The following is a 25301-nucleotide window of genomic DNA, read 5'->3' as shown; positions in this document are numbered from 1 at the left end:
TTATCATAATAATATCATTGTTGTCAAAGTTATTCAGTAAACTAAATCAATTCGGTTAGGGTCGAAATGGCACTCAGAAAATACAGCGGTGCCGTTTCAGTCCGCATAATCCGTGGCCCCAGGCCGGCTAACACAAAGCCATGATCGACTAACCCGCTAATCTCTACCGGACTAACCCCGCCTTCTGGACCAAACACGGCCACCATTGAGCTGCCGGTTGTGGTTTGCCTGACCGCCTTAACCAAGTTGGTTTCTTCTCCGCGTTTTGCTGATTCCTCATAAGCGACCAGCCGAACATCAAAATCTCGGTGATACAGTTCTGTCAAGCCACTTAAATACTCAACCGTTGGGACAACGTTTCGATGAGACTGCTCGGCCGCACTCAACGCGACTTCACTTAGCCGAGTAATCTTTTTGGCGGCTTTTTGATCCCATTTAACAATCGACCAGTCCATCGGCAGGAAAATGACGTGTAAGACACCAAGTTCGGTGGCTTTTTGAACAATCCATTCGGGTTTGTTGCCCTTGGATAGCCCACTGACGATCGTCACGTTAACCGGCAGTTCGACATTTTTATCAAGTGATTTAATAATGTCGGCAGCCACCTGGTTTCCTAACAGTCGACTAATTTGAGCTTCGTACACGTGGTGATTTTGGCCAACCAACTCGAAATGATCACCGACTTCGGCCCGCAACACCTTACCTAAATGACGTGAAATGTTCTGGGGTAAATCAATTGATTGGCCGATCGTTAAAGGTTGATCCACAAAATAATGCTGCATTATTCATCCTCGTTCTTTGGCTTTTGGGCAATGATCCCATACCAATCTTTCATTTTTAAAGTCTGAATGATCTGAAACCCTTGGGAAGACATGGCATCTTGAACCACTTCAAATTTATCCTTAATGATCCCTGACGTGAGGAAATAACCCCCTGGTAAAAGGTTGTCCCAGGCTTGTGGAACCAGCGGCACAATAATCTCGGCTAAAATGTTGGCAACGACAATATCAACTTGTGTATGGATACCAGCTAGCAGATCGTTGGCGGCAACATGGATGCCTTTAGCATCTGGATTGAGTTGAATATTCTTTTCGGCCGATTCAACGGCAATGTCATCAACATCGAATGCATTGATTTGACCTGCTCCCATCAACTTGGCAGCGATGCTTAAGACACCTGAACCGGTACCAACATCAAGAATCGACTCACCGCCCCGCATAACAATTTCCAGAGCCTCTAGTGACAAACGGGTGGTTGGATGCGTTCCGGTCCCAAAGGCCATTCCCGGATCCAGCCGAACAATTTTTTCCTGGTCTGATTTCGGCTGATAATTTTCCCAACTGGGAACAATCGTGATGAACCGTGATATGGCCACCGAGCGATAATACTTCTCCCACGCGGTTTGCCAGTCTTGATTCACCACTGGCGTTAGATGGACTTCAGCTGGCCCAGGGTTTAAATCAAACTTCACTAAATCGCGAACCTTAGTCGCAATCTGGTCAGCTTTATCATCAATGTGTTGACTATTCGGATAATAAGCAGATATGATGGCCCCTTTTTTAATGTGGGTCAGGTCTTTGGGGTCAACAATTTCACCATGATTGCCATAACGACCCGGCTTTAACTTTTCAAAATCCTTGGCATCTTCAATTGAGACACCAGTTGCCCCGTATGCCATCAAAATGTTGGCGACCGCTTCAACCGCTTCGCTCGTCGTCATAATTGATAATTCAGTCCAGTCCATGGAATTCTCCTTTAATTGGCTGATTCTAAAATCAAAGCTGGCTTTAGCCAAAATTCAGGCAAAAACCAGCTTTGATTTCGAATCCGTATCACTTAGATGCACTATCTGATATTTCATGTTGTTTTTCTTTCTCACGGGCACGAACCTTTGCCTCGTGCTTCAACAGGTGCCCTTCCAAGTAGTTCAATAGTTCGGATTCATTTTCGAAAATCCGAGGATGCTTTTGCTTATGCAGCCGCAAATCAATTTCGTTGATTCGCTGTCTGCCAGTCCACTTATGACTGTAACGAATAATAAGCCGGTTATCCAAGCGGTCACGGCCAAATCTAAAAATATAAATATTATCCGGTGTCAATAAGGGCCGAATATATTCCTTTTTATAGAAGTAGCCATTTTTCCTTAAATATTGTTTTGTTCGACTTAGAATAATTAACACCTCCCAGCTTATTAAACTTTAATTTTTCAAATCAAATAAAAAACGAATTAATATATATAATAATTGAATGTGAGAAGAAACGCAAATATTTTCTCATAATGAATCAAAGTTGCACTCCTTAACAAGTTTAGCATATGATGTAGGAAAGGAGCTGAAAATAATGGAATTATTCCGCATTCGATTCATCAATAAGATTCGACCCGATACGATCGAGATTCGCTACCGGGCTGTGTTGGAATCACATTCAAGTGATACTGTCTTTGAGGGTCATCAGCTATTCCTAAGAAGTTATTTGGATACCACCATTTTGAAATCAGGAGAAGTGGCACTCAAGGCAATCTATAATATTTTTTCCGCAACGCCAAAGGACCTGGTACTCGATCAGGTGGCTTTTGAGCAGTCACACGACCGCAGTCTCTTACAAGTCCCAACAAAGCAATTTTTTGACCAGTATGTGATTGATAATGACATGTTAGACCGGGGTGTCCATCACCAGGGTGAAGATGGCAAGCCAATGATCGACACTAAATTAGTGACAGAATTGCGGATTGGCTAACCTGTCAACTAATAAGCACCACAGTAGAAATTTCGGCCATTATATGTCACTTGTCATATAGTCAATGTGACACGATCTACATACGTCAAAGCAACCTTTTTATCATTAAATTCTAAATTTTCGGGAGGGGAAATGACTATGGATGCCAGACAAAAGGTTCAGGCTGTCCTTAAGAGTGAAGACAGCGCCTATCAGATCCAAAAGTTAACGAATGTGAATTCATCAATTATCATCCGCCTGAGGAATCATACTCGATCGGTGGATAACCTATCACTAGGAACCGTTGAAAAACTGGAACGGTACTTTGATTACCACGTCAAGCATGAGAATCAGAACATGCCGAGTTCGGCCCAACTATCACACTTTCGCCATCGATTAATTAACCTTCTGCAGGAATTATACCAGCTGCAGCAGGCCAAGTCTGAGGCGGTAGATGCTTTGCCAGATGAAAAAGCCATGACGGCTGCGATTGAACAGCTGTTCAACGATGTCATTGCCAATAAGCTGGAATTGGAACACTTGGAGACCCTCTACAGCAGTTTGTTATCTAATCATGAGGAATTGACTGGTGAAGCTAAATAGTTTAACGATTTCTGACCGCGACGAGCGCTTTCGTTGCGGTCTTTCGTTATGGCATCAATCTCTTCTTAATAGAAAGGGCGCCTAGACAGGCGTCCTTTTAATATCAACATGATGACGCATTTTTGAGTTAGGTAGGAAGATGGTAGAAATTTACCAATTTTTAGTAAGTTACCACCCACTCTAAATGGCTATTTATCGCCTTTTTCTTCCTCATCAGTCTGCAAAACCGCCATGAACGCTTCCTGAGGAATATCAACTTTTCCAACAGCCTTCATTCGCTTCTTACCAACCTTCTGCTTCTCTAGCAACTTCATCCGCCGGGTTCGATCACCACCATAAAGCTTAGCAGTCACATCCTTGCGATAGGCCTTAATATTGGTTCTGGCAATAATTTTCGCGCCAATGGCTGCTTGGACAGGAATTTCAAAGTTTTGTCGAGGGATAATGTTCTTCAACTTGCCAACAATATCCCGTGCTCGTGGTGCAGCAAACTGACGGTGTGAGATGAAGCTCAGGGCATCAACTTTTTCACCGTTTAGCAAAATATCAATTTTAACCAAGTCGCTGGGTTTATAATCTTCTAGTTCATAGTCCAGGGATGCGTAACCCTTGGTGCTTGATTTTAATTTATCAAAGAAATCAAAGATAATTTCAGACAGTGGCATGTGGTAAATCACGTTGACCCGGTACTCGTCAAGATATTCCATCGTCTCAAATTCACCCCGTCGTCTTTGGCAGAGTTCCATGACTGGGCCGACGTAATCATTTGGCACCATAATTGTTGCCTTGACATAGGGTTCAGATATTTGCTTAATTGCAGAAACATCGGGCATTTCAGACGGGTTCTCAACTTCTTTTGACTCACCGTCAGTCAACTTCACCTCATAGGTTACCGATGGCGCGGTGGTAATCAGTTCGAGGTTAAATTCCCGCTCTAGGCGTTCTTGAACCACATCCATGTGAAGTAAGCCCAAGAAGCCGCAACGAAAACCAAAGCCCAGGGCCTTGGAAATTTCTGGTTCAAACTCCAATGCGGCATCATTCAACTTTAATTTCTCCAATGCTTCGCGCAGGTCATCAAACTTGGCGTTGTCAGTTGGATAAAGTCCGGCGTAGACCATCGGATGCATTTCACGGTAGCCTGGAAGAGCCTCATCTGCTGGATCAAGCGCATTGGTCACCGTATCACCAACTCGGGTTTGAGTGATATCTTTAATGCTGGCAGTGATGTACCCAACGTCCCCGGACATCAAATAATCACGTTTAACCGGCTTAGGGGAGTTGACACCCACTTCGGTAACTTCGTATTCACTGCCGCTGTTCATCATCTTAATCTTGTCACCCGGTTTGACGGTTCCCTCAAATAATCGAACACTCAAAACCACACCGCGGTAGTCGTCGTACACGGAATCAAACACCAAGGCTTTTAAAGGACCTTCAACGTCCCCGTCCGGTGCCGGTATTTTGTGAACGATTTGCTCCAAAAGTTCTGGGACACCGATTCCCTTTTTGGCACTAGCCAAGACGGCATCAGAGGCATCCAAGCCGATGACGTTTTCAATTTCTTTTCTAACCTTTTCAGGTTCGGCGGATGGTAAATCAATCTTGTTAATCACTGGCACAATTTCCAGATTATCATCAATGGCCAAATAAACATTCGCTAATGTCTGAGCTTCAACTCCCTGGGCAGCATCGACAACCAAGACCGCGCCCTCACAAGCCGCCAGACTTCGAGACACTTCATACGAAAAGTCGACGTGTCCCGGGGTGTCAATCAGATGAAACTCATAGTCATGGCCGTCTTTAGCATGATAAGTCAATTCCACGGCGTTTAACTTGATCGTAATGCCCCGCTCACGTTCGAGATCCATGTTGTCCAATAGTTGATCTTTCATGTCACGCTTGGCAACGGTATCCGTCATTTCCAGAATTCGATCTGCTAAGGTCGATTTCCCATGGTCGATGTGAGCAACGATGGAAAAGTTTCGAATATATTTTTGGTGGTCCTTCATTTTATCTAAATCCATGTTGTATTCTCACTTTCATTTGTTTACTGTTAATAATTATACCAGCCATTCTGCTTTATCCAAAGGTAAACTAGGCGAACAAAATGTCTCTTACATAAAAAGAGGCCAAGCAACGGCAAAATAGCCGGCTGACCCCTCCACATGATCATGTTATTTATCGAAAGCATCTTTCATTTTGTCAAAAAAATTACTGCCGCCCTTACCAGCAATGTTATCACCACTGGCCTTAGCGAATGCTTCCAACGCAATCTTTTGATTCTTATTAAGTGATTTCGGAGTGACGACATTGACAGTCACCCGCTCGTCCCCATTACCGTTGCCACGAAGCCGTGGTGCACCCTTTCCTTTGAGACGGAAAGTGGTCCCGGTCTGTGTTCCGGCTGGTACCTTCAACTCGACATCACCATGAACGGTTTTGACTTTAATCTTGCCGCCAAGCGCTGCTCTGGCAAAGGTGATTGGTTGGTCAACATAGATTGTTGCCCCATCACGAGTAAAGTCTTTGCTTGGCTTGACTCGAAAGACAATGTATAGGTCACCGTAAGGGCCACCGTTGTCGCCAGCTTCACCTTGGCCCTGAAGACGCATCTGCTGACCATCATCGATACCGGCTGGTACATTGACTTCAAGTTCGTGACGCTCGTCAGTTTTGCCGCTGCCGCCACAAGTTGGGCACTTCTCTTTAATTTCTTTACCAGTTCCATGACAAACTGGGCAAACTTGACGAGATTGCATTCGGCCTAAGGGTGTATTGGTTTCAGTCGTAACATAACCACGGCCGCCACAGTTCGAACAAGTGACTGGTGAGGTTCCTGGTTTGGCACCCGTCCCGCCACAAGTCTGACATTGGGCTTCACGATTATACTTAATTACCGTCTTCTTACCGAAAATGGCTTCCTCAAATTCGAGGGTCATTTGGTACTGAAGATCACGGCCTTGCTGTGGTGCGGACGGATCAGCCCGTTGCTGACCGCCGCCGAAGAACTGGCTGAAAATGTCATCAAAGCCAAAACCACCGGCGCTGCCACCAAAGTTACCAAAGCCACCACCTTGGCCACCGCTGCCAAAGCCGGCACCAGCACCATCGGCTGACCCATATTGGTCGTAGTTAGCACGTTTTTGTGGGTCGCTTAACGTCTCATATGCTTCATTGATTTCCTTAAATTTTGCTTCAGCATCCGGTGCTTTATTGATATCTGGATGCCACTTTTTAGAAAGCTTACGATAGGCGTGTTTGATTTCGTCATCGCTGGCGTCCTTGGAAACTCCAAGAATATCATAATAATCTTTTTCTGCCATTAGAAACTCCCATCCTCATTCAATTCATTAACCATGATAATATACCATATTTTAACAAAAAGCCAAAGCCAGCCGGCCTTGACTTCTCATTACAAATATCTGATTACAAATTACTTTTTATCATCATCGTGAACTTCGTGGAAGTCGCCGTCAACGGTGCCATCGTCACTCTTGCCGTCTGATTTGCCATCAGTTGAATCACCCTTTGCACCTTCGCCGGCAGCTGCACCGCCGTCTTTGGGAGCTTGTTGTTGATACAACTTAACAGCCAAGTCTTGAACAATCTTGTTCAAATCATCCTTCTTAGACTTCATCTCGTCAACGTTGTTATCTTTCTTGGCTTTCTTGAGGGCATCACGAGCATCTTCAGCCTTCTTGATTTCGTCATCGGAAACCTTGCCCTTGACATCTTTAAGGGTCTTATCAGTTTGGAAAATCAACTGGTCGACTTCATTGTTCAAATCAGCCGATTCCTTACGTTGCTTATCGGCGTCTTCGTTTTCTTTAGCTTCCTTCATCATCTTTTGAATCTCATCATCTGAAAGGCCTGACGAATCCTTGATGGTGATCTTTTGCTCTTTACCAGTTCCCTTATCCTTGGCAGAAACGTTTACAATCCCGTTCTTGTCAATATCAAACTTAACTTCGATTTGAGGAACCCCACGAGGAGCAGCTGGAATGTCAGTCAACTGGAATTGACCCAATGTCTTGTCATCGGCAGCCATTGGCCGTTCACCTTGCAGCACGTGAATATCTACTGCAGGCTGGTTATCAGCAGCCGTTGAGAAGACTTGTGACTTGCTGGTAGGAATGGTCGTGTTCCGATCGATCAGCTTGGTGAAAACACCACCCATGGTTTCAATCCCCAAAGACAATGGCGTAACATCAAGTAAGACGACGTCTTTAACATCACCGGTAATCACACCACCTTGAACGGCAGCACCCAAAGCTACGGCTTCATCAGGGTTGATTGAGTGGTTTGAATCTTTGCCGGTCCATGACTTAACAGCTTCTTGAACAGCAGGAATTCGAGTGGAGCCACCATTTAAGATGACTTGATCAATATCTGAAGTACTTAATTTGGCGTCTTTCAAGGCGTTATCAAATGGTACCTTCGTCTTAGCAACCAAGTCGGCAGTCAATTCGTTGAACTTGGCACGCGTCAATGTCGTTTGCAGATGCAAGGGACCATTGTCACCAGCAGAAATAAATGGCAAACTGATTTCAGATTCAGTGACTCCTGAAAGGTCCTTCTTAGCTTTTTCAGCCGCATCCTTCAAGCGTTGTAATGCCATCTTATCTTTGGATAAGTCAACACCGTTATCTTTCTTGAAACCGTCAACCAACCAGTCAATAATGCGTTGGTCAAAATCATCTCCACCTAAGTGGGTATCACCATTGGTTGAGAGAACTTGGAAGACACCGTCACCTAATTCAAGGATCGAAACATCAAACGTTCCACCACCCAAATCGTAAACCAGAATCTTTTCATCTTTATCTTGCTTATCCAAACCATATGCCAACGCAGCGGCAGTTGGTTCGTTGATAATTCGCTTAACATTTAAGCCGGCAATTTTACCAGCATCTTTAGTAGCTTGACGTTGAGCATCATTAAAGTAGGCAGGGACAGTGATAACAGCATTTTCAACCTTGTCACCTAAATAATCTTCAGCAAAATCCTTGATGTATTGCAAAATCATCGCAGAAATTTGTTGAGGGGTGTACTTTTTGCCTTCGATGTCAACTGTGTAGCCTTGTTCACCCATGTGACTCTTGATTGAGCGAACAGTGTTTGGGTTGGTGATTTCTTGTCGTTTGGCAACTTCACCGACCTGTGGCTGACCATCTTTAAACGCTACAACTGAGGGTGTCGTACGGGCACCTTCTGGGTTTGGAATAATTTTAGGCGCGCTGCCTTCAAGAACGGCAACGGCAGAGTTAGTAGTTCCTAAATCAATACCAATAATTTTATTACTTGCCATAAATAATCCTCTTTTTCTATTAAAGTTTTATTTTGCTACAACAACCATCGCTGGTCGAAGTACTCGGTCCTTCAAGCGATAGCCATCCTGGAGAACCTGAACAACTGTGTCGGCCGGATGATCATCATCAACCTGTGCAGTTTGAACAGCTTGATCGAACTTGGGATCAAATGGTTTATTCAGCGCATCAATCACTTCGACCCCATTATCAGACAAAGCCTTGGTGAAATGCTCATAAACCATTGAAACGCCCTGCTTAAGTTGCTTGCCGCTTTCGTCAGTGACATCAACTTTAAGTGCTCGCTGTAAGTTATCAACAATTGGAAGAATATCATGAGCCAGCTGTTGGCCGTCATACTTAATCAAATCAGCCTGTTCTTTCTTAGCGTGAGTTTCAATATTTCGCATATCCGCCTCTGCGCGAAGAAATTTATCTTCCATCGCATCAAGTTTCTTTTGTAAATCGACTACCGTTTGTTTTAACTTTTTAATATCATTTACATCCGGACTTTTGGCCGTGTCAGCCTTTTTTGCCGACTTAGTGGCCTTTTTTTCCGTCTCAGCCGGTTGAGTTGATTGGTCCTTCGTTGGCTCACTTGGATTCTTCTTAACTGAATCATCTTTACTGTCTGCCAAACAATTGCCTCCTTAAATTATTGATTATCGTCATCGTAATAGCCAAGTAACTTCTTGGTCAATTCTTCCCGCAAAGCACCCACAATTCCAATGACCTTGGAGTAAGGCATCCTGGTGGGTCCAATCACTGCAATCACGCCATGGCCATATTCTTTCAAATCATAAGTTCCTGTGATAATACTATAATCTTTTAGCAGGTCGTTGCGCAGCTCAACGCCAATCCTAACTTGGACATCCTTGGAATTAGGATCAATGATTTTTGAAACCGAATCTTCAGTGCCCAATAAGTTATACAGTGGTTTTAGTCGGTCAATATTCTGTCGTTCGGCGAATTTTAATAAATTCAATTCACCATCAACATGAACCTTATCACGACTCGCTTCGTTCAACATATCTCCAAAAATTTTCAAGAATCCCTCTGGCGTTTGAATATACTTTGTCATCAAAGTGGGAATATCGAATTGCAGCTTTGCCATGACATCTTTCAGCGGTTTACCGACCAGCTCCGTATTGATAATATTGACAATCGTCTCAAGTTGTTCGGACGAAACGTTCGCCAACCTGAAAATCTTGTCGATGACGTGACCAGTATTGGTAACGATGATCGCCATGACTTGCCGGTCATCCAATTTAACCAGTCGAAAGCCCCCCAGCTTCACATTCTCGCCAGATTCGGGGTTGAACGTCAACGCCATGTAATTAGTTAAATCCGATAATACTTTTGCAGATTCCTGGACAATTTCGTCGATACGGTTGAACTCGCTGTTAAAAGACGTTTTGATTAAATCTTCCGCGCCTTCATCCAACGGGTCCGGTTGAACAAGGTTATCCACATAATACCGGTAACCCTCAATCGATGGAACCCGTCCGGATGAAAAATGCGTTTTACTAATTAAGCCCTCTGATTCAAGTGCAGCCATATCATTTCTGACCGTCGCGGAACTAACGTGGGTCGGAAACTCCTCGGCCAATGCCTTGGAACCAACTGGCATGCCCGTTCTTGTGTAATCACGAATGATTATTTGAAGAATATCTTTTTGCCTTTCCGTTAGCACCCAAATCACCTCTTTTTAGCACTCAATATAATCGAGTGCTAAGGCACATTTATAATTTAACAAACCGTTTGTTATAAGTCAAGGGAATATAGCCTTATTTTAGCATTATTTTGCGGAGAGTGCTAATAGTGCTAATCCATGATTTCAGGATGACGTTGTAAGTATTCGCGAGTCGCTGTTTTGTCTTGATCTAACTGATCAATCAAATCGGCTGGTGTTTGAAACTTAATTTCATTTCTCAAGTAAGAAAGCCAGTTCACATTGACCACCTCACCATAGATATTACTGTCAAAGTCCATCAAATTGATTTCGACGGTCATCGGATGAACATCTGAGAAGGTCACATTTTTGCCAATCGAGGCCATCCCCAAATACTTTTTCCCGGCAATTTCAACCGTCACGACATAAATGCCAATTGCCGGCAGCCATTGATACTCTGAATGCTCAACGTTCGCGGTTGGATAGCCAAGAAGTCGGCCCCGTTCCTCACCGTGAACAATGACCCCGCGCGTTTGAAATGGCCTCCCCAACAACTTGTTAACGCCGTCAACATCACCTGAATCCAGCTCAATCCGAATGCGGGTTGAACTAACTTTTTTATCGTCTAAATTCACAGATGGAACCGTAATGACGTCAAAGGCCCCTTTGACAAACTTGGGGAAATTAGCCATCGTAGCAATGTTCTTATTTCCGTAAGTGTGATCAAAGCCGGCAACGACCGCCACCGCCTTGAAGCGTTTGAGAAAGTTGTTGATGAAGTCTTCAGGCGTTTGACTTTGAAAATTGTACGAATAGTTGACCAGAAAGACTTGTTTGACACCAAAGTCGGCCAGCAGCCGCATTTTATAATCATTCAGTGTCAAGTATCGCTGTTCGTGGGGAGACATTTTTCGATAGACAATTGCCGGATGATGATCGTACGTCAGGACCGCCAACTTGGCTCCCCGCTTTTCAGCTTCCGTTTTTGCCCGCTGTAAAACTGCTTGGTGACCTTTATGAAAGCCATCAAAAAATCCCATTGCAACGACTGTCGGTCCCCCAACCTCGAAGTCATCGGGCAATGGATAATGTAGTCTGGAAATTTTCATTGTTATCAACCACCTTCATTAAACTAAAAACATTCTAAACGGCCGGTATTGGCCGACTTGTTCATCAAATCGATATAGCGCCTTCACCTGTTGTTGATAATCCAGTCGAACAACTGGTGCGTGCTCTGGACAGATTGATTGGTCCAGAAATCCGCCATGGGAAATAATCGCCCAGCGACTATCGTCCAATTGATAACTGGGATATTCCGCCAGCGCTTCAGATAACGGATGCAAGACAGCGTTCAAATTCTCCGACGCAACCGCCGCTTTCACTTGGTCCAAGGTTGATGTCTGTGAAATATCAAAACCGCCGCTTTTAATTCTCGTCAGATCGGACATAACCGATGGCAAGCCAACCTGTTTACCAAAATCCACCGCCAATGTCCTGACATAAGTGCCTTTAGAACAACCCACTTCAAAGTAGATCGTTTGAGTGTGAGCAGCAGCGTCATAAGTTGCTGGCTGAATTTGTTTAAAATAATCAATATGGATCGGCCGTGGATCACGTTTTATCGTCATCCCCTTGCGCGCATATTCATAGAGTTTGTGGCCATTGACTTTAACTGCTGAATACATCGGCGGTGTTTGCATAATATCCCCCGTCAGCTTAGTCAAAGCGGCATCAATCTGCGGGGGGGTCAACGGTGTCTTTACGGAAACCTGTTCAATCAAATTGCCATCAAGATCCTCACTATCATAAGCAACCCCCAAGGTAATGGCACCTCGATAGATTTTTCCTGACTGCATTAACAATTCGCTGATTTTAGTTGCCTGCCCAATACAAATTGGCAATACCCCATCGACATTTGGGTCCAGAGTACCAGTATGGCCAACCTTTTTGGTGTGCAAAATTTTTCTTAACTTGCTGATGCAGTCGTGACTTGTCATGCCACGCTCTTTATATAATGCAATTACGCCATCCATTCGAATTCTCCTATTTTTTCATGTAATAAAATTATATCACAAAAAAACTGCCCAGCCATTTAGGCGTGGGCAGTCGAGGTGATTAGTCACCATCTTGGTTTAATTTATTAATTAAGCGGTCAATCTTGTCACCATACTGAACTGAGGTGTCCAGCTCGAACTTGATTTCTGGCGTTTTGTAAATACTTAAACGATGTCCAAGTTCGCCGCGGATCAGTCCGCTGGCCTTATCCAATCCCTTTGCAGTTGTCTCTTCATCCTCTTTTTTATCGGACAAAATACTGTAGTAGATGGTTGCCTGCTGAAGATCTCCTGTGACTTCGACACCCGTTAAGGTCACACCCTGAACTCGAGGATCACGGATCCGTTTTAACAGAATGTCGTTGACTTCTTTTTGAATTTCCTGTTCCAATCGGCCAACCCGATAATGAGCCATGAAAACACCTCCAAATTACTTGACAGGCACTTGTTTCATTACATATGCCTCAATCACATCGCCGACTTTGATGTCATTATAGTCTTTGATGGTCAAGCCTAATTCAAATCCTTGCTTGACTTCATTGACATCATCTTTGAATCGTTTCAAGCTGTTCAATTCGCCGGTATAAACAACGACACCATCACGAATCAAACGAACCTTACTATTCTTCTCAACAACACCGTCAACCACCATACCACCAGCAATTGTGCCGACTTTGGAAGCCTTGAAGATGTCTCTGACTTCGACTTCACCGGTTACCTGCTCAGTGTAGGTAGGGGCAAGCATCCCCTTCATAGCTGATTCAACCTCATCAATGGCGTTATAAATAACTTGGTGAAGACGAATGTCAACGTGATCGCTGTCAGCCTGTGACTTGACCTGTGGCGTCGGTCGGACGTTAAAGCCAATGATAATGGCGTTGCTGGCTTCCGCCAACGCAACATCACTTTCATTAATCGCGCCAACACCAGAATGAATGATGTTGACCTTGACGCCTTCAACTTCAATCTTTTGTAGACTGTTAGCCAAAGCTTCAACAGAGCCTTGAACATCAGCCTTGATCACAATGTCAACTTCCTTCATTTCGCCTTCTTTAAGCGAATCAAACAAGCTGTCCAAAGTAACCCGGGTTGTCTTTCGTCGTTCCTCAACTTGGGCTTCCTTGGCACGTTCTTCACCAACGGCACGAGCAGTCTTTTCATCGTCAAAGACAACGTAACGGTCACCAGCTTCAGGAACCTCATTTAGTCCGGTAATGGACACTGGACTTGATGGTGTGGCTTTCTTGACATCTCGGCCACGTTCGTTGGTCATGGTCCGCACTCGACCAAATGTATGGCCGGCAACGATTGGGTCACCAACGTGTAATGTCCCTTGTTGGACCAACAAAGTAGCAACTGGGCCCTTACCTTGATCCAAACGGGCTTCGATAACCGAACCGGCAGCTGGTTGATCAGGATCAGCCTTTAATTCCATCACTTCGGCTTCCAAGATAATCATATCGAGCAATTCATCAATGTTCTTACCAAATTTGGCTGAGATATCAACAAAGATCGTATCCCCACCGAGTTTTTCAGGAACTAAGCCATACTGCATCAATTGATCAGTGACATGCTGTGGATTAGCATCCGGCTTATCAATCTTGTTAATAGCAACGATAATTGGTGTTTTAGCAGCCTTGGCATGGTTGATGGCCTCAATGGTTTGAGGCATGACACCATCATCTGCAGCAACCACCAAAATGGTAATATCAGTGATATTGGCACCACGAGCACGCATTTCGGTAAAGGCAGCGTGTCCAGGGGTATCCAAGAAAGTAATCAAGTTGTCGCCGTGACGAACTTGATAAGCACCAATCGCTTGGGTGATCCCACCTGCTTCACCCGCGGTAATGTGGGAATGTCGCAAGTGATCCAGCAAAGTCGTTTTACCATGGTCAACGTGTCCCATGATCGTGACAACTGGTGGACGGGATACCAAATGGTCGGTATTCTTCATTTCTTTTTCAAAAATCTTATCCAAATCGGATAAATCTTCGTGAACTTTTTCCTTTGCTTCAATGCCGTAATCGGCAGCCAAAATCTCAATGGTATCTTTATCAAGAGATTGGTTTTGGTTCACCATTACGCCCAGCATAAATAATTTTTTGACAATTTCAGCCGGCTCACGATGCAAGAGTTTACCTAATTCTTGAGCGTTCATGCCGTCTTGATATTCAAGCACTTTTGGTAATGGCCGACTCTTGCGTTCAGGCGCACCATGATGCTCGACTTCACGCAAGCGTTGATTCTTTTGTTTACGCTGCTTCTTGTTACGCTTCTTATTAGCTTTACGGGAACCGCCACGCGTATTATTCCGATTCAAGCTGCCGCCAAATCGTCCACTGCCGGTATTGTGATTGGAGAAGTTATTGGAACTACGGCTCGTGTTACTGTGGTTGGAATTGTTATTCGAGCTGTAACGATTACTTGAAGTCGTATTATTCCCAGTTGAATGGCTGTTTGTATTGCGAGACGACGCGGTGTTTGAAGCTTGGTTATTGTGCCGCTCATTGTTTTGGTTGGCACGATTGTGGTTGGCCTGATTCGAACTTGTCACTTGATTATGATTATTCGAATGGCTGTGATTATTTGACTGATTTCTTTGAGCCGTACTATTCGTGTTGCGGGAAACACTTGAGCGACTACTACTATTTGAACGATTACTATTATTAGAACGGTTACTGTCCGCGTTTCTGGTTGTCTGCTGTGTATTTCGACTTACCGGATGTGACGGGTTACTGTCATGGTGGGCAGCTGGGCGACTTTGTGCATGAGCAACTGCATGTTCTTTCGGCTTTGCATTAGTTGAATGAATGCTGTTTGGTCGACTGTTATGGCTTGATTGACTGTTTCCAGTCGACTTGTTGCCACCCTTGCTAAACATCGCCCGAATCTGGCGCTCTTGATTAGCGTCAACGGTTGACATGTGATTTTTAATATCGAAGCCCTGCTTATTACCACGGTCAACGATTTGCTTACTGGAGACATTCAGTTCTTTAGCTAATTCGTAAATTCGCTTTTTCCCCATATAATCACTCTCCTTTATTGTTATCGGTTAATTCAACCAATTTTTTTGCCATACCCCGATCAGAAATACCAATAATGGTTCGTTTCATTCCAATTGCTTCACTAAGTACTGCTTTAGTGTAACTGTTATTCACGGGTATATGATAGTAATTTGACTTATCGTTAAACTTCTTTTGGGTTGCTTTACCGGTGTCTTCCGCAATAAACAAGAAGAAAATCTTACCACTACGGATTTTTGACAACAGCATATCCTGGCCGGAAATAATTTTACTTGCTCGCCGTGCCAGACCCAAGAAATTCAAAATTGCCTGATTATTGTCCATCTTCGAACAACTCTTTTCGGGCTTGCTTATGGTCAACATAGGCAATCAGATCGTCATAAAAGTTGTCATCCAAAGTTGTTGAAAATACTTTTTCAAAGGTGTGTTCAGCTTTGGCTTTGCGGGCAATATCAACGTTAATTGAAATATAAGCGCCACGGCCGGATTTCTTCCCAGTTTCATCGATTGAAACGTGGCCGTCTGAGTCACGGACAATTCTAACTAATTCTTTTTTGGGCGCCATTTCACCAGTTACGATATCTTTACGCATTGGAATTTTTCGCTTTTTCAAAAAATCGCCTCCTAAAAATTAGTCCTGCGTATCCTCGTTCGACTCATCAGGGTTGGAATTGACATCCGCACTATCTGCAGAAGCATCCTCCGTGGGCTCATCTGTTTGATCACCCTCATCGGATGCGGTTTCAGCATCATCATCTTTGGCAGCGGCCTTATTGGCAAGGAATTCTTTGGCTTCGGTTTCTGATTTAATATCAATCTTAAAGCCAGTCAATTTGGCTGCCAGGCGGGCATTTTGACCCTTTTTACCAATGGCCAGTGACAACTGATAATCCGGAACAATCACCGTGCAGGCACGTTCATTGTCGTCATCGAAGATAACATCGATTACCTCAGCTGGATTCAGTGAGTTAGCGATGTAAGAAGCATCATCTTCATCCCATTCCACAATATCCATGTTTTCGCCGTGGAGTTCGTTAACAATGGTCTGAACCCGCTGCCCCCTTGGTCCAACCGCAGTTCCGACTGGATCGATATCGGTGTTATTTGAACGAACGGCAACTTTGGCCCGGTCACCGGCTTCTCTGGCAATTGAGACGATCTCCACAGTTCCATCATAAATCTCGGGAACTTCTTGTTCAAATAACCGTTTGAGCATCCCGGTCGCTGTTCGGCTGACAAAGACCTGGGGTCCTTTAGTAGCATTTTCAACCTTAGTGACATAAACCTTAATGCGATCCTGTGGGCGATAGACCTCGTTAGGCATCTGGTCTTTGGAACCCATAACGGCTTCAACTTTTCCCAGATTAACGTAAACAAAACGGGTATCCTGGCGCTCAACGGTTCCGGTCACCAATTCATCTTCATACTTAGAATATTCATCAAAGACGTTTTCTCGTTCGGCTTCACGAACCCGCTGCATGATCACTTGCTTAGCGGTTTGAGCAGCAATTCGCCCAAAGTTCTGTGGAGTCACTTCGAATTTGATTTCGTCCCCTAATTCATAACCTTTGTTAATTTCAAGGGCATCATCAAGAGACACCTGAAGTTGATCATCAACAACATCGTCAACCACCGTCTTGACAGCGTAAACGTGCATCTCACCCTTTTTGTCGTCAAATGAAACTTCGACATTTTGAGCTTGACCGTAATTTCGTTTGTATGCCGAAACTAACGCGGCTTCCAAGGCTTCAATGACAACCTCTTTTTTGATGCCCTTTTCTTCTTCCAGAGCAGACAGCGCTCCTAAAAGTTCTTTACTCATTATTGTGTCTCCTTTGACTAAAATTGAATTGCAAGCCGCGCTTTAGCAATTAAGTTCCGCGGTATTTCTAACGTATCCTGCTTGCCCCACTTATCATTTTGAAGCACCAAGTTGTCATCATCGACTGACTTGAGAGTGCCCTCAAATGTTTTATTACCATTAAGGTTTTGATAGAGGGAAACATGAATGTACTCACCCGTTGCTTGTTTGAGTTCCTCATCGTTTCTAAGTGGTCGCTCCGCTCCGGGAGATGAAACCTCCAGGAAATAAGCTTGGGGGATTGGATCGGGATCCATCGCATCCAGTTTTTCGCTTAACTCATCGCTAACCAAGACACAATCGTCAATGGTAATGCCACCTTTTTTATCAATATAAACCCGCAAATACCAGCTTTTGTTCTCTTTTACAAATTCAACATCGAATAAGTAAAACGAGTGGTTTTCTAAGATTGGTTCAACAACTTGTTTGACCGTTTCAACAACATTGCTCAAAAATAGGCCTCCTAAAAATTATCCATTAAAAAGAGCGAGCATTTCTGCTCACTCCCTTACAAGTTATTTAGTAAACTAACTATAACATATCCGTCGATTCATTACAAGGCGAGCACGTTTTGACCAACAACTGAGAATTTTTTGGGCGGCTTTTACATTATGTCAAACAAACTTAACTGATTTTCATCAGGCAAGCCGGCCAAAACTTTATTCTCGGTCATGAAGTCGATCAAAGTCTTGGAAACTTTGCCACGTTTGGCTAGGTCTTCCTTAGAAATAAACGGCTTGTCTTCTCTGGCAGCCACAATTTGTTTGGCGACGTTCAGTCCTAATCCTGGCACAGAATTAAACGGCGCAATCAATTTATCACCGTCAATCAACCATTGACTAGCGTCAGATTTGTCCAAATCAACCATTTGGAACTGGTAGCCGCGTTCGAGCATCTCGTTGGCCAATTCCAAAACGGTCAGCAAATTCTTCTCCTTGGTGGAAGCTTCCATTCCCTTATCATTAATCATCCGCATGGCATTTTTCACGGCCTCTTTGCCCCTGCACATCGAGACAATATCAAAATCATCAGCTCGAACGGAGAAGTATGAAGCGTAGTAGACCATTGGGAAGTAGACTTTGAAATAGGCAATTCGAAGCGCCATCAGAATATAAGCGGCCGCATGGGCACGAGGAAACATGTACTTAATCTTCAAACATGACTGAATATACCAATCAGGGATCTTAGCTTTCTTCATTTCAGCTTGCCAATCATCGGGAATCCCACGACCATGTCGAACACTTTCCATAATCTGGAAGGATAATTCGGAATCAAGTCCCCAATTGATCAAGTCGGTCATAATGTTATCACGGCACCCAATCACATTGGCGATGGTGGCCGTTCCATTCTTAATCAATTCATCGGCATTCCCGATCCAAACATCGGTCCCATGGGAGAGACCAGAAATTTGAAGGAGTTCGGAATAATTACTTGGATGAGTCTGCTCAAGCATGCCGCGGACAAATCGAGTTCCAAACTCCGGTACGCCTAACGTGCCTGTCTTGGATTGAATCTGATCTTCAGTAACTCCCAAGATTTTTGGACTGGAGAAAATCGACATCACACCAGGATCATCCATCGGAATCGTTTTCGGATCAATTCCGGATAAATCTTGGAGCATCCGAATCATCGTTGGATCATCATGACCCAGAATATCGATTTTTAAAATATTATCATGAATCGAGTGGAAATCGAAGTGGGTCGTTTGCCAAGCTGCATCCTGATCATCGGCTGGGTACTGAATCGGTGTGAAATCATAGATATCCATATAATCCGGGACAACAATGATTCCAGCTGGATGTTGACCGGTAGTTCGTTTGACACCGGTCGCACCTTTCGCCAGCCGATCTTCTTCAGCTTGCCGGTACACTTCACCCTTGTCACGTTCGTACGCCTTGACGTAGCCATAGGCCGTCTTGTCGGCCACGGTGCCAATCGTTCCGGCACGAAAAACATTCTTCTCGCCAAATAACACCTTGGTGTAATTATGAGCGATTGGCTGGTAATCCCCAGAAAAGTTTAAATCAATATCAGGAACCTTATTTCCAGTAAAGCCCAAGAACGTTTCGAACGGAATGTTGTGACCGTCTCCGATCATCATCGTGCCACATTCAGGACACTTTTTATGGGGCAAATCATAGCCGGAACTGTATTCACCTTTAGTGAAGAATTCGGTGTGCTGACAATTCGGACAACGATAATGTGGGGGTAGTGGATTGACCTCCGTAATTCCGGTGAGTGTTGCTACCAAACTGGATCCAACAGACCCACGGGAACCTACCAAGTACCCGTCCTTGTTACTTTTGGCAACCAATCGTTGAGCAATTAAGTAAATCACTGAGAAGCCATTACCGATAATACTTTTTAGCTCTTTGTCCAACCGATCAGAGACAATTTTTGGCAGTGGATCGCCATACCAAGCGTGGGCGGTGTCCATTGTCCGGGACTTGATCTCATCCTCAGCCCCTTCCATTCGTGGGGTATACAATTTATCCTTCAAAGGATGGACATCTTCAATTTCGTCGGCAATCCTATTCGTATTATCAACAACGATTTCTTCGGCCTTCTCTTTGCCTAAAAAGTTGAAATCATTCAGCATTTCATCCGTCGTTAAGAAGTGTAGGTCCGGTAATTCCTGGCGGTTCAAAGGATTGGCCCCACCCTGTGAGTTAATCAAAATTTTCCGGTAAATGTAATCCTGTGGATTAAGATAATGCACGTCTCCGGTCGCGACGACCGGTTTTTTCAATTCATCACCAAGTTTGACCATATTGCCGATAATTTGCTCGAGGTTTTCATTATCTGCGATCAAACCAGATTCGATTAACGGCGCATAAGCGCGTTTGGGCTGCACTTCAAGATAGTCATAGAAACCTGCCTTTTGGCGAGCTTCATCCAGGCCTTTTTGCATCATGGCCGTAAAGACCTCTCCTGATGAACAGGCAGAACCAACAATCAAGCCATCTCGATACTTTTTCAATTGTGTACGGGGAACCCGCGGCACCCGGTAGAAATAGTCAACATTTGATAATGAAACGATTTTAAACATATTTTTGAGGCCGGCCTGAGTTTTGGCCAACAAAATTGCGTGAGAGGGCCGGGCATGTCGGTAGGCGTCATTATCAGTCATGTGGTCATTTAGTTCATCATGATAGGCAATCCCATAACGATCTTCAGCATCCTTTAAAAAGAGATAGTTTAAGTGACCAGTGGTTTCAGCATCATAAATTGCCCGGTGATGGTGTTCCAGACTAACGTCAAACTTTTTAGCTAAAGTATTCAGTCGGTAGCCTCGTAAATTGGGATACAGAAATCTGGCTAACGTCAACGTATCAATGATTGGATTTTGCATCTCGTGCATGCCGTGACGAACGTAGCCGGTATTCATGAATCCCATATCAAACGTGACGTTATGACCAACCACAATCGCATCACCGCAAAATTCCCGGAATAGTTTGAATACTTCTTCCTCGGATTTCGAGCCATGAACCATTTCATCGGTAATTGAGGTCAGATTCGTCGTTCGTTCGGACAAATGAAAGCCCGGATCGATGAACTCTTCAAATTGCGCGATAACGTTGCTATTCTGCATCTTGACCGCTGAAAGCTCGATAACCCGATCATAAATGGCTGATAGGCCGGTCGTTTCAGTATCAAAAACAACGTAGGTCGCGTCCTTGAGGGGAACATGTTTGTCATTATAGGTAATTGGCACACCATCATCGACCAAATTGATTTCGACACCGTAGAGCATTTTAATGTCATTCTTCTGGCCGGCATGAAAAGCGTCTGGAAATCCCTGGACACCCGCATGGTCAGTAATTGCCAGCGCCTTTTGCCCGAAATGCTTGGCCTGTTTGGCAAAATCGGCAATATTATTGGTTGCATCCATTTGGCTCATGGTTGTATGCAGATGCAGCTCAACGCGTTTCTTGTCATCATCGGCTGTATCTTGACGGCTAACGGTTTTAACTGGCTTAATGTCGTAGGCATTTAAAGTAAGTTCATGGGAGTAATTATCCTCTTGAACGCTTCCGCGAACCTTCACCCAGTCGCCTTCGTTAATGCCCTCAAATAAAGCCTCCTCGCCTTTATTTGAAAATTTCTTCACCTGAATCGATGACGTGTAGTCCGTGATCTTCAGCATCAACAGTTGGCGCCCAGATCGTAATGCTCTGATTTCTTTATCGAAAATGTAGCCAGAAACAACGACTGACCGCTCCTCTTCAACAATTTCTTCCATCTTCATGACGGGTAAATCGTCTTTGATTCGTCGACCAATGGTTGATTTGCCGCCACCAGAGCTGCTCTTGGGGTGGGTTTGGGCATTTTCCTTGATCGCTTCATTGGCCTTTTTGACCAGTTCTGCGTTGGCCGCTTCATTCTTCTTTTTTAAGGCTTGGATATTTTGCTGAGAAGAACTTTCATCGACAATCGTGTGAATCGTAAAATCAGGGAATCCCGCCCGCTGAAAGGCCTCTTCAATAGGCCCCAAGGCCGTATTGGTCATGAAGTCTTTGACAATATCATTTTCAGCGACAAACTCTACCCGTGAATCAACAATGGATGGGAACTTATCCGCGCACAACTCCTTCATTAAGGGCGACGTAACACCACTATGTGGCACGACCCACTGCCAGTATTGTCGAAGCAACTGTTCTGTAAAGGTGTCATTTTCCGCCGAAATATTCAGCGAAACGTCAGCAATTTCCTTAAACGCCGACTGCAGTCTGGCATTAAAATCGTTGAAAACCTCAAATGGTAGGATTCGTGGAAGTGAAATATCGAACTGCCACCGCTGACTTTGTTTGTGAACTTCCAAGCGATCAATTTTAGCATCCTTAAAATAAGGCAGTTGATTTGCCTGTGTCCATTGAAGCTGTTCAAGCAACTTTTCAAATAATTGGTTTCGATCCAAACTCATCACAATACCTCTTCCAAAAAATAACGGTTTTACAACAACTGGCTGGACACAAAACCCAAGTTTTGGTCCAACCAGTTTAGAAGTGACGAAAACATACGTCTATATTAATTAGTTACGACATCATTAGTCAAGATTCTTCAACATCTTTTTGATTGTCCCACTTAACTCGGCAACATTAACCTCAACAGTTTCGCCATTCTTTCGAGTTTTGATTTCCACAATGCCATCTTCAGCTTTTTTCCCAATCGTCACTCTCAGTGGAATTCCCATTAGATCCGAGTCGGCAAATTTAACCCCTGCCCGCTCCTTACGGTCATCAACTAGTACCTGCAAGTGATCAGAAGTTAATTGAGCTTCAATTTGATTGGCTAAATCCATCTGAACAGCCTTTTTGGCATTGATTGGAATAATATGAACATCAAATGGCGCAACGGACGTTGGCCATACCAATCCGTTTTCATCAGCATTTTGTTCCGAGATTGCGGAAAGCAATCGACTGACACCAATGCCGTAGGATCCCATAATAACCGGCACTGACCGACCATTTTCGTCCAGCACATTGGCTTTGAGACTCTTAGAGTAGCGGGTGCCTAATTTAAAGATGTGGCCAATTTCAATTCCACGGGTAAATTTCAGCGTTCCTTTACCATCAGGCGTTTTTTCGCCTTCTTTGACAACAACGAAATCGTCCAGGTCATCAATCCGGAAATCGCGGCCAGAATTGGCATTGACGTAATGGTAACCATCCTCATTAGCACCAACGATAGCGTTCTTCATGTTGGCGACCCTTTGATCGGCAACGATTCGAACGTCTTCGCCAACCCCAACTGGCCCTAAGGAACCAAAGTCAGCTCCCAAATAGGTCTTGGCTTGTTCGTCAGTCGCCAAATCGAGGAAATCTGCGCCCAAATAGTTTTTTAGTTTAACATCATTCACATCGTAATCACCACGGACAAGTACCATCACTGGTTTCTCATCAGCAATGTATAACATTGATTTAATGGTCTGCTCAGCCGATACTTTCAAGAAAGCAGCCACTTCGGCAATGGTCTTAGCGTTGGGTGTTTCAACTTTCTTAATATCTTCTTCAGGTTCATCTGATGGCAGATCGTCTACCTTTGATTTGGCCATTTCCAAATTGGCAAAGTAGTCACTTTGATCTGAATAAACAATCGTATCCTCACCAACGGCAGCCATAGCAGAGAATTCTTTAGAATCAGATCCCCCCATTGCACCACCATCACCAATAATCACTTTGTACTTCAAACCAATTCGATCAAAGATATTTCGGTAGGCTTGTTCCATTGCCTGATATGTCTTATCTAAGTCGTCATCGTTAGTGGCAAATGAGTAGGCATCTTTCATAATAAATTCACGACTTCGCAGCAGCCCGTATCTGGGACGGTTCTCATCGCGGTATTTATTTTGGATTTGATAAAGAACCAGCGGCAGCTGCTTGTATGATTTGATGGAATCTCGAATTAACGCGGTAAACGTTTCCTCGTGGGTGGGCCCCAAAATAAAATCAGTCTCGTGACGATTCTTAAATTTGAAGAGCTCCGGACCATATGTATCATAACGCCCTGACTCTTTCCAGAGATCAGCCGGCAAAATGTCTGGCATCAACATTTCGTGGGCGGAGGTTTTTACCATTTCCTGGCGAATGATCGTTTCAATTTTGTTTAAAACCCGGTATGCCAATGGCAAGTATGCGTACATGCCAGCTGAAATCTGGCGGATATAACCACCGCGAACCAGCATTTGATGGCTTAAAGCTTCCGCGCCTTTTGGAGTTTCTTTTAGTGTGGGGATCAGCATCTGTGATTGTTTCATTTATAAGGTTCTCCTTCGAAGTTAACTTACTTAATGTAAAAAGTATCTCTCAATATCATTCCAGGTAACCAAAATCATAAGCAGCATCAAGAATGCAAAACCAATCAAAGTGATAATCGTTTCGGTGGTTTGAGAAACGGGCTTTCTTCTGATTGCTTCTAAAATGTTCAAGATGAGCTTACCCCCGTCAAGCCCTGGGATTGGAATCAGGTTGATGATTGCCAGGTTTAACGAGAGGAAGGCCAGGAAGTTCAATACCCCTGAAAGCCCCATCTTGGCAGCCTGTGAAGTGGTGGCAAAAATTGCAACCGGCCCACCCAAATCATTTAAACTAAAGTGACCGCTGACCATGCTCCAAAGGGCGCCAAACAGCTGTTTGGCAACTGTCCAAGTCGTCGTAAATCCAGAAAGAATTTTGGCTTTAAAACTGGTATCCATCGTCTGAGTGATACCAATGAAACCTGACTTTTGGCCACCAGAGGTCTGAGATTTTGGTTTCATGGATAAAACTTTATCCTGACCTTCTCGCTGAATCTTCACAGAAATTTGTTTGTCTGCTTTGGAGCGAATCTGAACGGTCAAATCTTGCCAGTCAGTCGTCTTATGACCATCAACAGCGACAATTCGGTCGCCGGATTTAACACCCGCACTCCGAGCAACAGAGTCAGTGGGTAACACGTTAATTTTATTGGTATTTGAGGCAACGCCACCTTGGACAAAGCCTAAAATTGTGTAGACCAAAATCGCAAGCAGTAAATTGTTAAACACCCCAGCGACATTTGTTAACATTCGATTAGGTAACGAGGCCGACTGAAATTGAACATCCCTCGGTGCGATCTGAAGCTCGGTCCCATCTTTTTCAATAATCGTTGCGTCGTGATCAACTGGATATGATTTAATCTGAGATTCATCACCATTTTCATATCCTTTGACATACAAATTGTCGTCAAGGTTGGTATCGGTGATTGTCAGCGGAATCCCCTGGAAAAGTGAATGCTTATTGCTGGTGTTGATTGAAGTGACAACCCCGCCATCATTTAGTTGGAGGGTAACCGGAGTTCCGGGTTTTAATTCATCTTCACCATCGTCAGCTTCTCCTGCCATCCGAACGTAACCACCCAAAGGTAGCAGTCTCAGGGTAAACGTTGTACTGTTTTTCCGATAATAAAACACTTTTGGCCCCATTCCGACAGAAAACTCCCGGACCAAAATGCCCGAGCGCTGAGCGGTGATATAGTGGCCAAACTCATGAAAGATCACAAGAATACCGAAGACGATTATGAAAACAATAATTGTAGTTATCAAGT

Annotated in this window: 21 protein-coding genes; 2 read left to right on the top strand and 19 right to left on the bottom strand. The window is 44.1% G+C overall.

Going from position 1 to position 25301, the window contains the following annotated elements; genetic code table 11:
• Positions 1 to 41: 41 nt before the first annotated feature.
• The 3 genes from LPKJCM_RS08910 to LPKJCM_RS08900 all read right to left on the bottom strand — a co-directional run bounded on the left by LPKJCM_RS08910 (position 42) and on the right by LPKJCM_RS08900 (position 2180).
• Positions 42 to 782 (bottom strand): 16S rRNA (uracil(1498)-N(3))-methyltransferase, encoded by a 741-nt coding sequence (locus tag LPKJCM_RS08910; protein ID WP_057962042.1) that lies wholly within the window; start codon positions 780 to 782, stop codon positions 42 to 44.
• Positions 782 to 1744 carry a 50S ribosomal protein L11 methyltransferase gene (prmA, locus tag LPKJCM_RS08905; RefSeq protein WP_057962041.1) on the bottom strand — a complete coding sequence of 321 codons (963 nt, stop codon included), beginning with the start codon at positions 1742 to 1744 and terminating at the stop codon, positions 782 to 784. Before prmA ends, LPKJCM_RS08910 begins: the two co-directional genes overlap by 1 nt.
• A gap of 88 nt (positions 1745 to 1832) precedes the next feature.
• Positions 1833 to 2180 (bottom strand): hypothetical protein, encoded by a 348-nt coding sequence (locus LPKJCM_RS08900; RefSeq protein WP_057962040.1) that lies wholly within the window; start codon positions 2178 to 2180, stop codon positions 1833 to 1835.
• A gap of 160 nt (positions 2181 to 2340) precedes the next feature.
• Here LPKJCM_RS08900 and LPKJCM_RS08895 point away from each other — a divergent pair, with 160 nt between their 5' ends.
• Both LPKJCM_RS08895 and LPKJCM_RS08890 read left to right on the top strand, forming a co-directional pair.
• Positions 2341 to 2736, top strand: a complete 396-nt coding sequence (locus tag LPKJCM_RS08895) for a hypothetical protein (protein WP_057962039.1) — start codon at positions 2341 to 2343, stop codon at positions 2734 to 2736.
• Positions 2737 to 2874: 138 nt separating this feature from the next.
• Positions 2875 to 3318 (top strand): hypothetical protein, encoded by a 444-nt coding sequence (locus LPKJCM_RS08890; RefSeq protein WP_057962038.1) that lies wholly within the window; start codon positions 2875 to 2877, stop codon positions 3316 to 3318.
• Positions 3319 to 3506: 188 nt separating this feature from the next.
• On the opposite strand, the gene lepA is transcribed toward LPKJCM_RS08890, so the two are convergent.
• From lepA to rseP, 16 genes are all read right to left on the bottom strand, one after another.
• On the bottom strand, positions 3507 to 5345 hold the full coding sequence (gene lepA, locus LPKJCM_RS08885) for a translation elongation factor 4 (protein ID WP_057962037.1): 1839 nt from the start codon (positions 5343 to 5345) through the stop codon (positions 3507 to 3509).
• A 150-nt stretch (positions 5346 to 5495) separates the two neighbouring features.
• Complete coding sequence (dnaJ, locus tag LPKJCM_RS08880; RefSeq protein WP_087069608.1) at positions 5496 to 6644, bottom strand: molecular chaperone DnaJ; 1149 nt, start codon at positions 6642 to 6644, stop codon at positions 5496 to 5498.
• 110 nt (positions 6645 to 6754) lie between these two features.
• Positions 6755 to 8626, bottom strand: coding sequence for a molecular chaperone DnaK (gene dnaK, locus LPKJCM_RS08875; RefSeq protein ID WP_057962035.1), 1872 nt, complete (start codon positions 8624 to 8626; stop codon positions 6755 to 6757).
• Positions 8627 to 8653: 27 nt separating this feature from the next.
• Positions 8654 to 9262 (bottom strand): nucleotide exchange factor GrpE, encoded by a 609-nt coding sequence (gene grpE, locus LPKJCM_RS08870; RefSeq protein ID WP_057962034.1) that lies wholly within the window; start codon positions 9260 to 9262, stop codon positions 8654 to 8656.
• A 17-nt stretch (positions 9263 to 9279) separates the two neighbouring features.
• On the bottom strand, positions 9280 to 10323 hold the full coding sequence (gene hrcA / locus LPKJCM_RS08865; protein ID WP_057962087.1) for a heat-inducible transcriptional repressor HrcA: 1044 nt from the start codon (positions 10321 to 10323) through the stop codon (positions 9280 to 9282).
• A gap of 125 nt (positions 10324 to 10448) precedes the next feature.
• Entirely contained in the window at positions 10449 to 11405 is a 957-nt protein-coding gene (gene ribF / locus LPKJCM_RS08860; RefSeq protein WP_057962033.1) for a riboflavin biosynthesis protein RibF, read from the bottom strand.
• 18 nt (positions 11406 to 11423) lie between these two features.
• Positions 11424 to 12329: a tRNA pseudouridine(55) synthase TruB gene (truB, locus tag LPKJCM_RS08855; RefSeq protein WP_057962032.1), complete on the bottom strand. Its 906-nt coding sequence runs from the start codon at positions 12327 to 12329 to the stop codon at positions 11424 to 11426.
• 82 nt (positions 12330 to 12411) lie between these two features.
• Positions 12412 to 12765, bottom strand: coding sequence for a 30S ribosome-binding factor RbfA (rbfA, locus tag LPKJCM_RS08850; RefSeq protein WP_057962031.1), 354 nt, complete (start codon positions 12763 to 12765; stop codon positions 12412 to 12414).
• Between the two features lie 15 nt (positions 12766 to 12780).
• A complete protein-coding gene (gene infB, locus LPKJCM_RS08845; RefSeq protein WP_057962030.1) occupies positions 12781 to 15378 on the bottom strand; it encodes a translation initiation factor IF-2 in 2598 nt (865 codons plus the stop codon).
• Between the two features lie 4 nt (positions 15379 to 15382).
• Entirely contained in the window at positions 15383 to 15700 is a 318-nt protein-coding gene (locus LPKJCM_RS08840) for a L7Ae/L30e/S12e/Gadd45 family ribosomal protein (protein WP_057962029.1), read from the bottom strand.
• Entirely contained in the window at positions 15690 to 15989 is a 300-nt protein-coding gene (gene rnpM, locus LPKJCM_RS08835) for an RNase P modulator RnpM (RefSeq protein ID WP_057962028.1), read from the bottom strand. The genes LPKJCM_RS08840 and rnpM overlap by 11 nt, the downstream gene beginning before the upstream one ends.
• Before the next feature lie 18 nt (positions 15990 to 16007).
• Positions 16008 to 17198: a transcription termination factor NusA gene (gene nusA, locus LPKJCM_RS08830; protein WP_057962027.1), complete on the bottom strand. Its 1191-nt coding sequence runs from the start codon at positions 17196 to 17198 to the stop codon at positions 16008 to 16010.
• Positions 17199 to 17215: 17 nt separating this feature from the next.
• A complete protein-coding gene (gene rimP / locus LPKJCM_RS08825; RefSeq protein WP_057962026.1) occupies positions 17216 to 17689 on the bottom strand; it encodes a ribosome maturation factor RimP in 474 nt (157 codons plus the stop codon).
• A gap of 152 nt (positions 17690 to 17841) precedes the next feature.
• The gene (locus LPKJCM_RS08820) at positions 17842 to 22161 is read right to left on the bottom strand and encodes a PolC-type DNA polymerase III (protein ID WP_057962025.1); all 4320 of its coding nucleotides are present in this window, start codon (positions 22159 to 22161) and stop codon (positions 17842 to 17844) included.
• Between the two features lie 123 nt (positions 22162 to 22284).
• On the bottom strand, positions 22285 to 23994 hold the full coding sequence (locus tag LPKJCM_RS08815) for a proline--tRNA ligase (protein WP_057962024.1): 1710 nt from the start codon (positions 23992 to 23994) through the stop codon (positions 22285 to 22287).
• A 30-nt stretch (positions 23995 to 24024) separates the two neighbouring features.
• Complete coding sequence (gene rseP, locus LPKJCM_RS08810) at positions 24025 to 25299, bottom strand: RIP metalloprotease RseP (protein ID WP_057962023.1); 1275 nt, start codon at positions 25297 to 25299, stop codon at positions 24025 to 24027.
• Between the last annotated feature and the right edge of the window lie 2 nt (positions 25300 to 25301).

The sequence above is a fragment of the Lentilactobacillus parakefiri genome (assembly GCF_002157585.1).
GTDB classification, from domain to species: domain Bacteria; phylum Bacillota; class Bacilli; order Lactobacillales; family Lactobacillaceae; genus Lentilactobacillus; species Lentilactobacillus parakefiri.
The sequence above is the reverse complement of the archived record's forward strand: the minus strand, read 5'-3'. Positions and strand labels throughout refer to the sequence as shown.

Excerpts from the sequence above, each read along its gene's own strand:
- LPKJCM_RS08910 (WP_057962042.1), bottom strand. The coding sequence starts at position 782 with ATGCAGCATTATTTTGTGGATCAACCTTTAACGATCGGCCAATCAATT.
- prmA (WP_057962041.1), bottom strand. The coding sequence starts at position 1,744 with ATGGACTGGACTGAATTATCAATTATGACGACGAGCGAAGCGGTTGAA.
- LPKJCM_RS08895 (WP_057962039.1), top strand. The coding sequence starts at position 2,341 with ATGGAATTATTCCGCATTCGATTCATCAATAAGATTCGACCCGATACG.
- LPKJCM_RS08890 (WP_057962038.1), top strand. The coding sequence starts at position 2,875 with ATGGATGCCAGACAAAAGGTTCAGGCTGTCCTTAAGAGTGAAGACAGC.
- lepA (WP_057962037.1), bottom strand. The coding sequence starts at position 5,345 with ATGGATTTAGATAAAATGAAGGACCACCAAAAATATATTCGAAACTTT.
- dnaJ (WP_087069608.1), bottom strand. The coding sequence starts at position 6,644 with ATGGCAGAAAAAGATTATTATGATATTCTTGGAGTTTCCAAGGACGCC.
- dnaK (WP_057962035.1), bottom strand. The coding sequence starts at position 8,626 with ATGGCAAGTAATAAAATTATTGGTATTGATTTAGGAACTACTAACTCT.
- ribF (WP_057962033.1), bottom strand. The coding sequence starts at position 11,405 with ATGAAAATTTCCAGACTACATTATCCATTGCCCGATGACTTCGAGGTT.
- truB (WP_057962032.1), bottom strand. The coding sequence starts at position 12,329 with ATGGATGGCGTAATTGCATTATATAAAGAGCGTGGCATGACAAGTCAC.
- rbfA (WP_057962031.1), bottom strand. The coding sequence starts at position 12,765 with ATGGCTCATTATCGGGTTGGCCGATTGGAACAGGAAATTCAAAAAGAA.
- infB (WP_057962030.1), bottom strand. The coding sequence starts at position 15,378 with ATGGGGAAAAAGCGAATTTACGAATTAGCTAAAGAACTGAATGTCTCC.
- LPKJCM_RS08840 (WP_057962029.1), bottom strand. The coding sequence starts at position 15,700 with ATGGACAATAATCAGGCAATTTTGAATTTCTTGGGTCTGGCACGGCGA.
- nusA (WP_057962027.1), bottom strand. The coding sequence starts at position 17,198 with ATGAGTAAAGAACTTTTAGGAGCGCTGTCTGCTCTGGAAGAAGAAAAG.
- LPKJCM_RS08820 (WP_057962025.1), bottom strand. The coding sequence starts at position 22,161 with ATGAGTTTGGATCGAAACCAATTATTTGAAAAGTTGCTTGAACAGCTT.
- LPKJCM_RS08815 (WP_057962024.1), bottom strand. The coding sequence starts at position 23,994 with ATGAAACAATCACAGATGCTGATCCCCACACTAAAAGAAACTCCAAAA.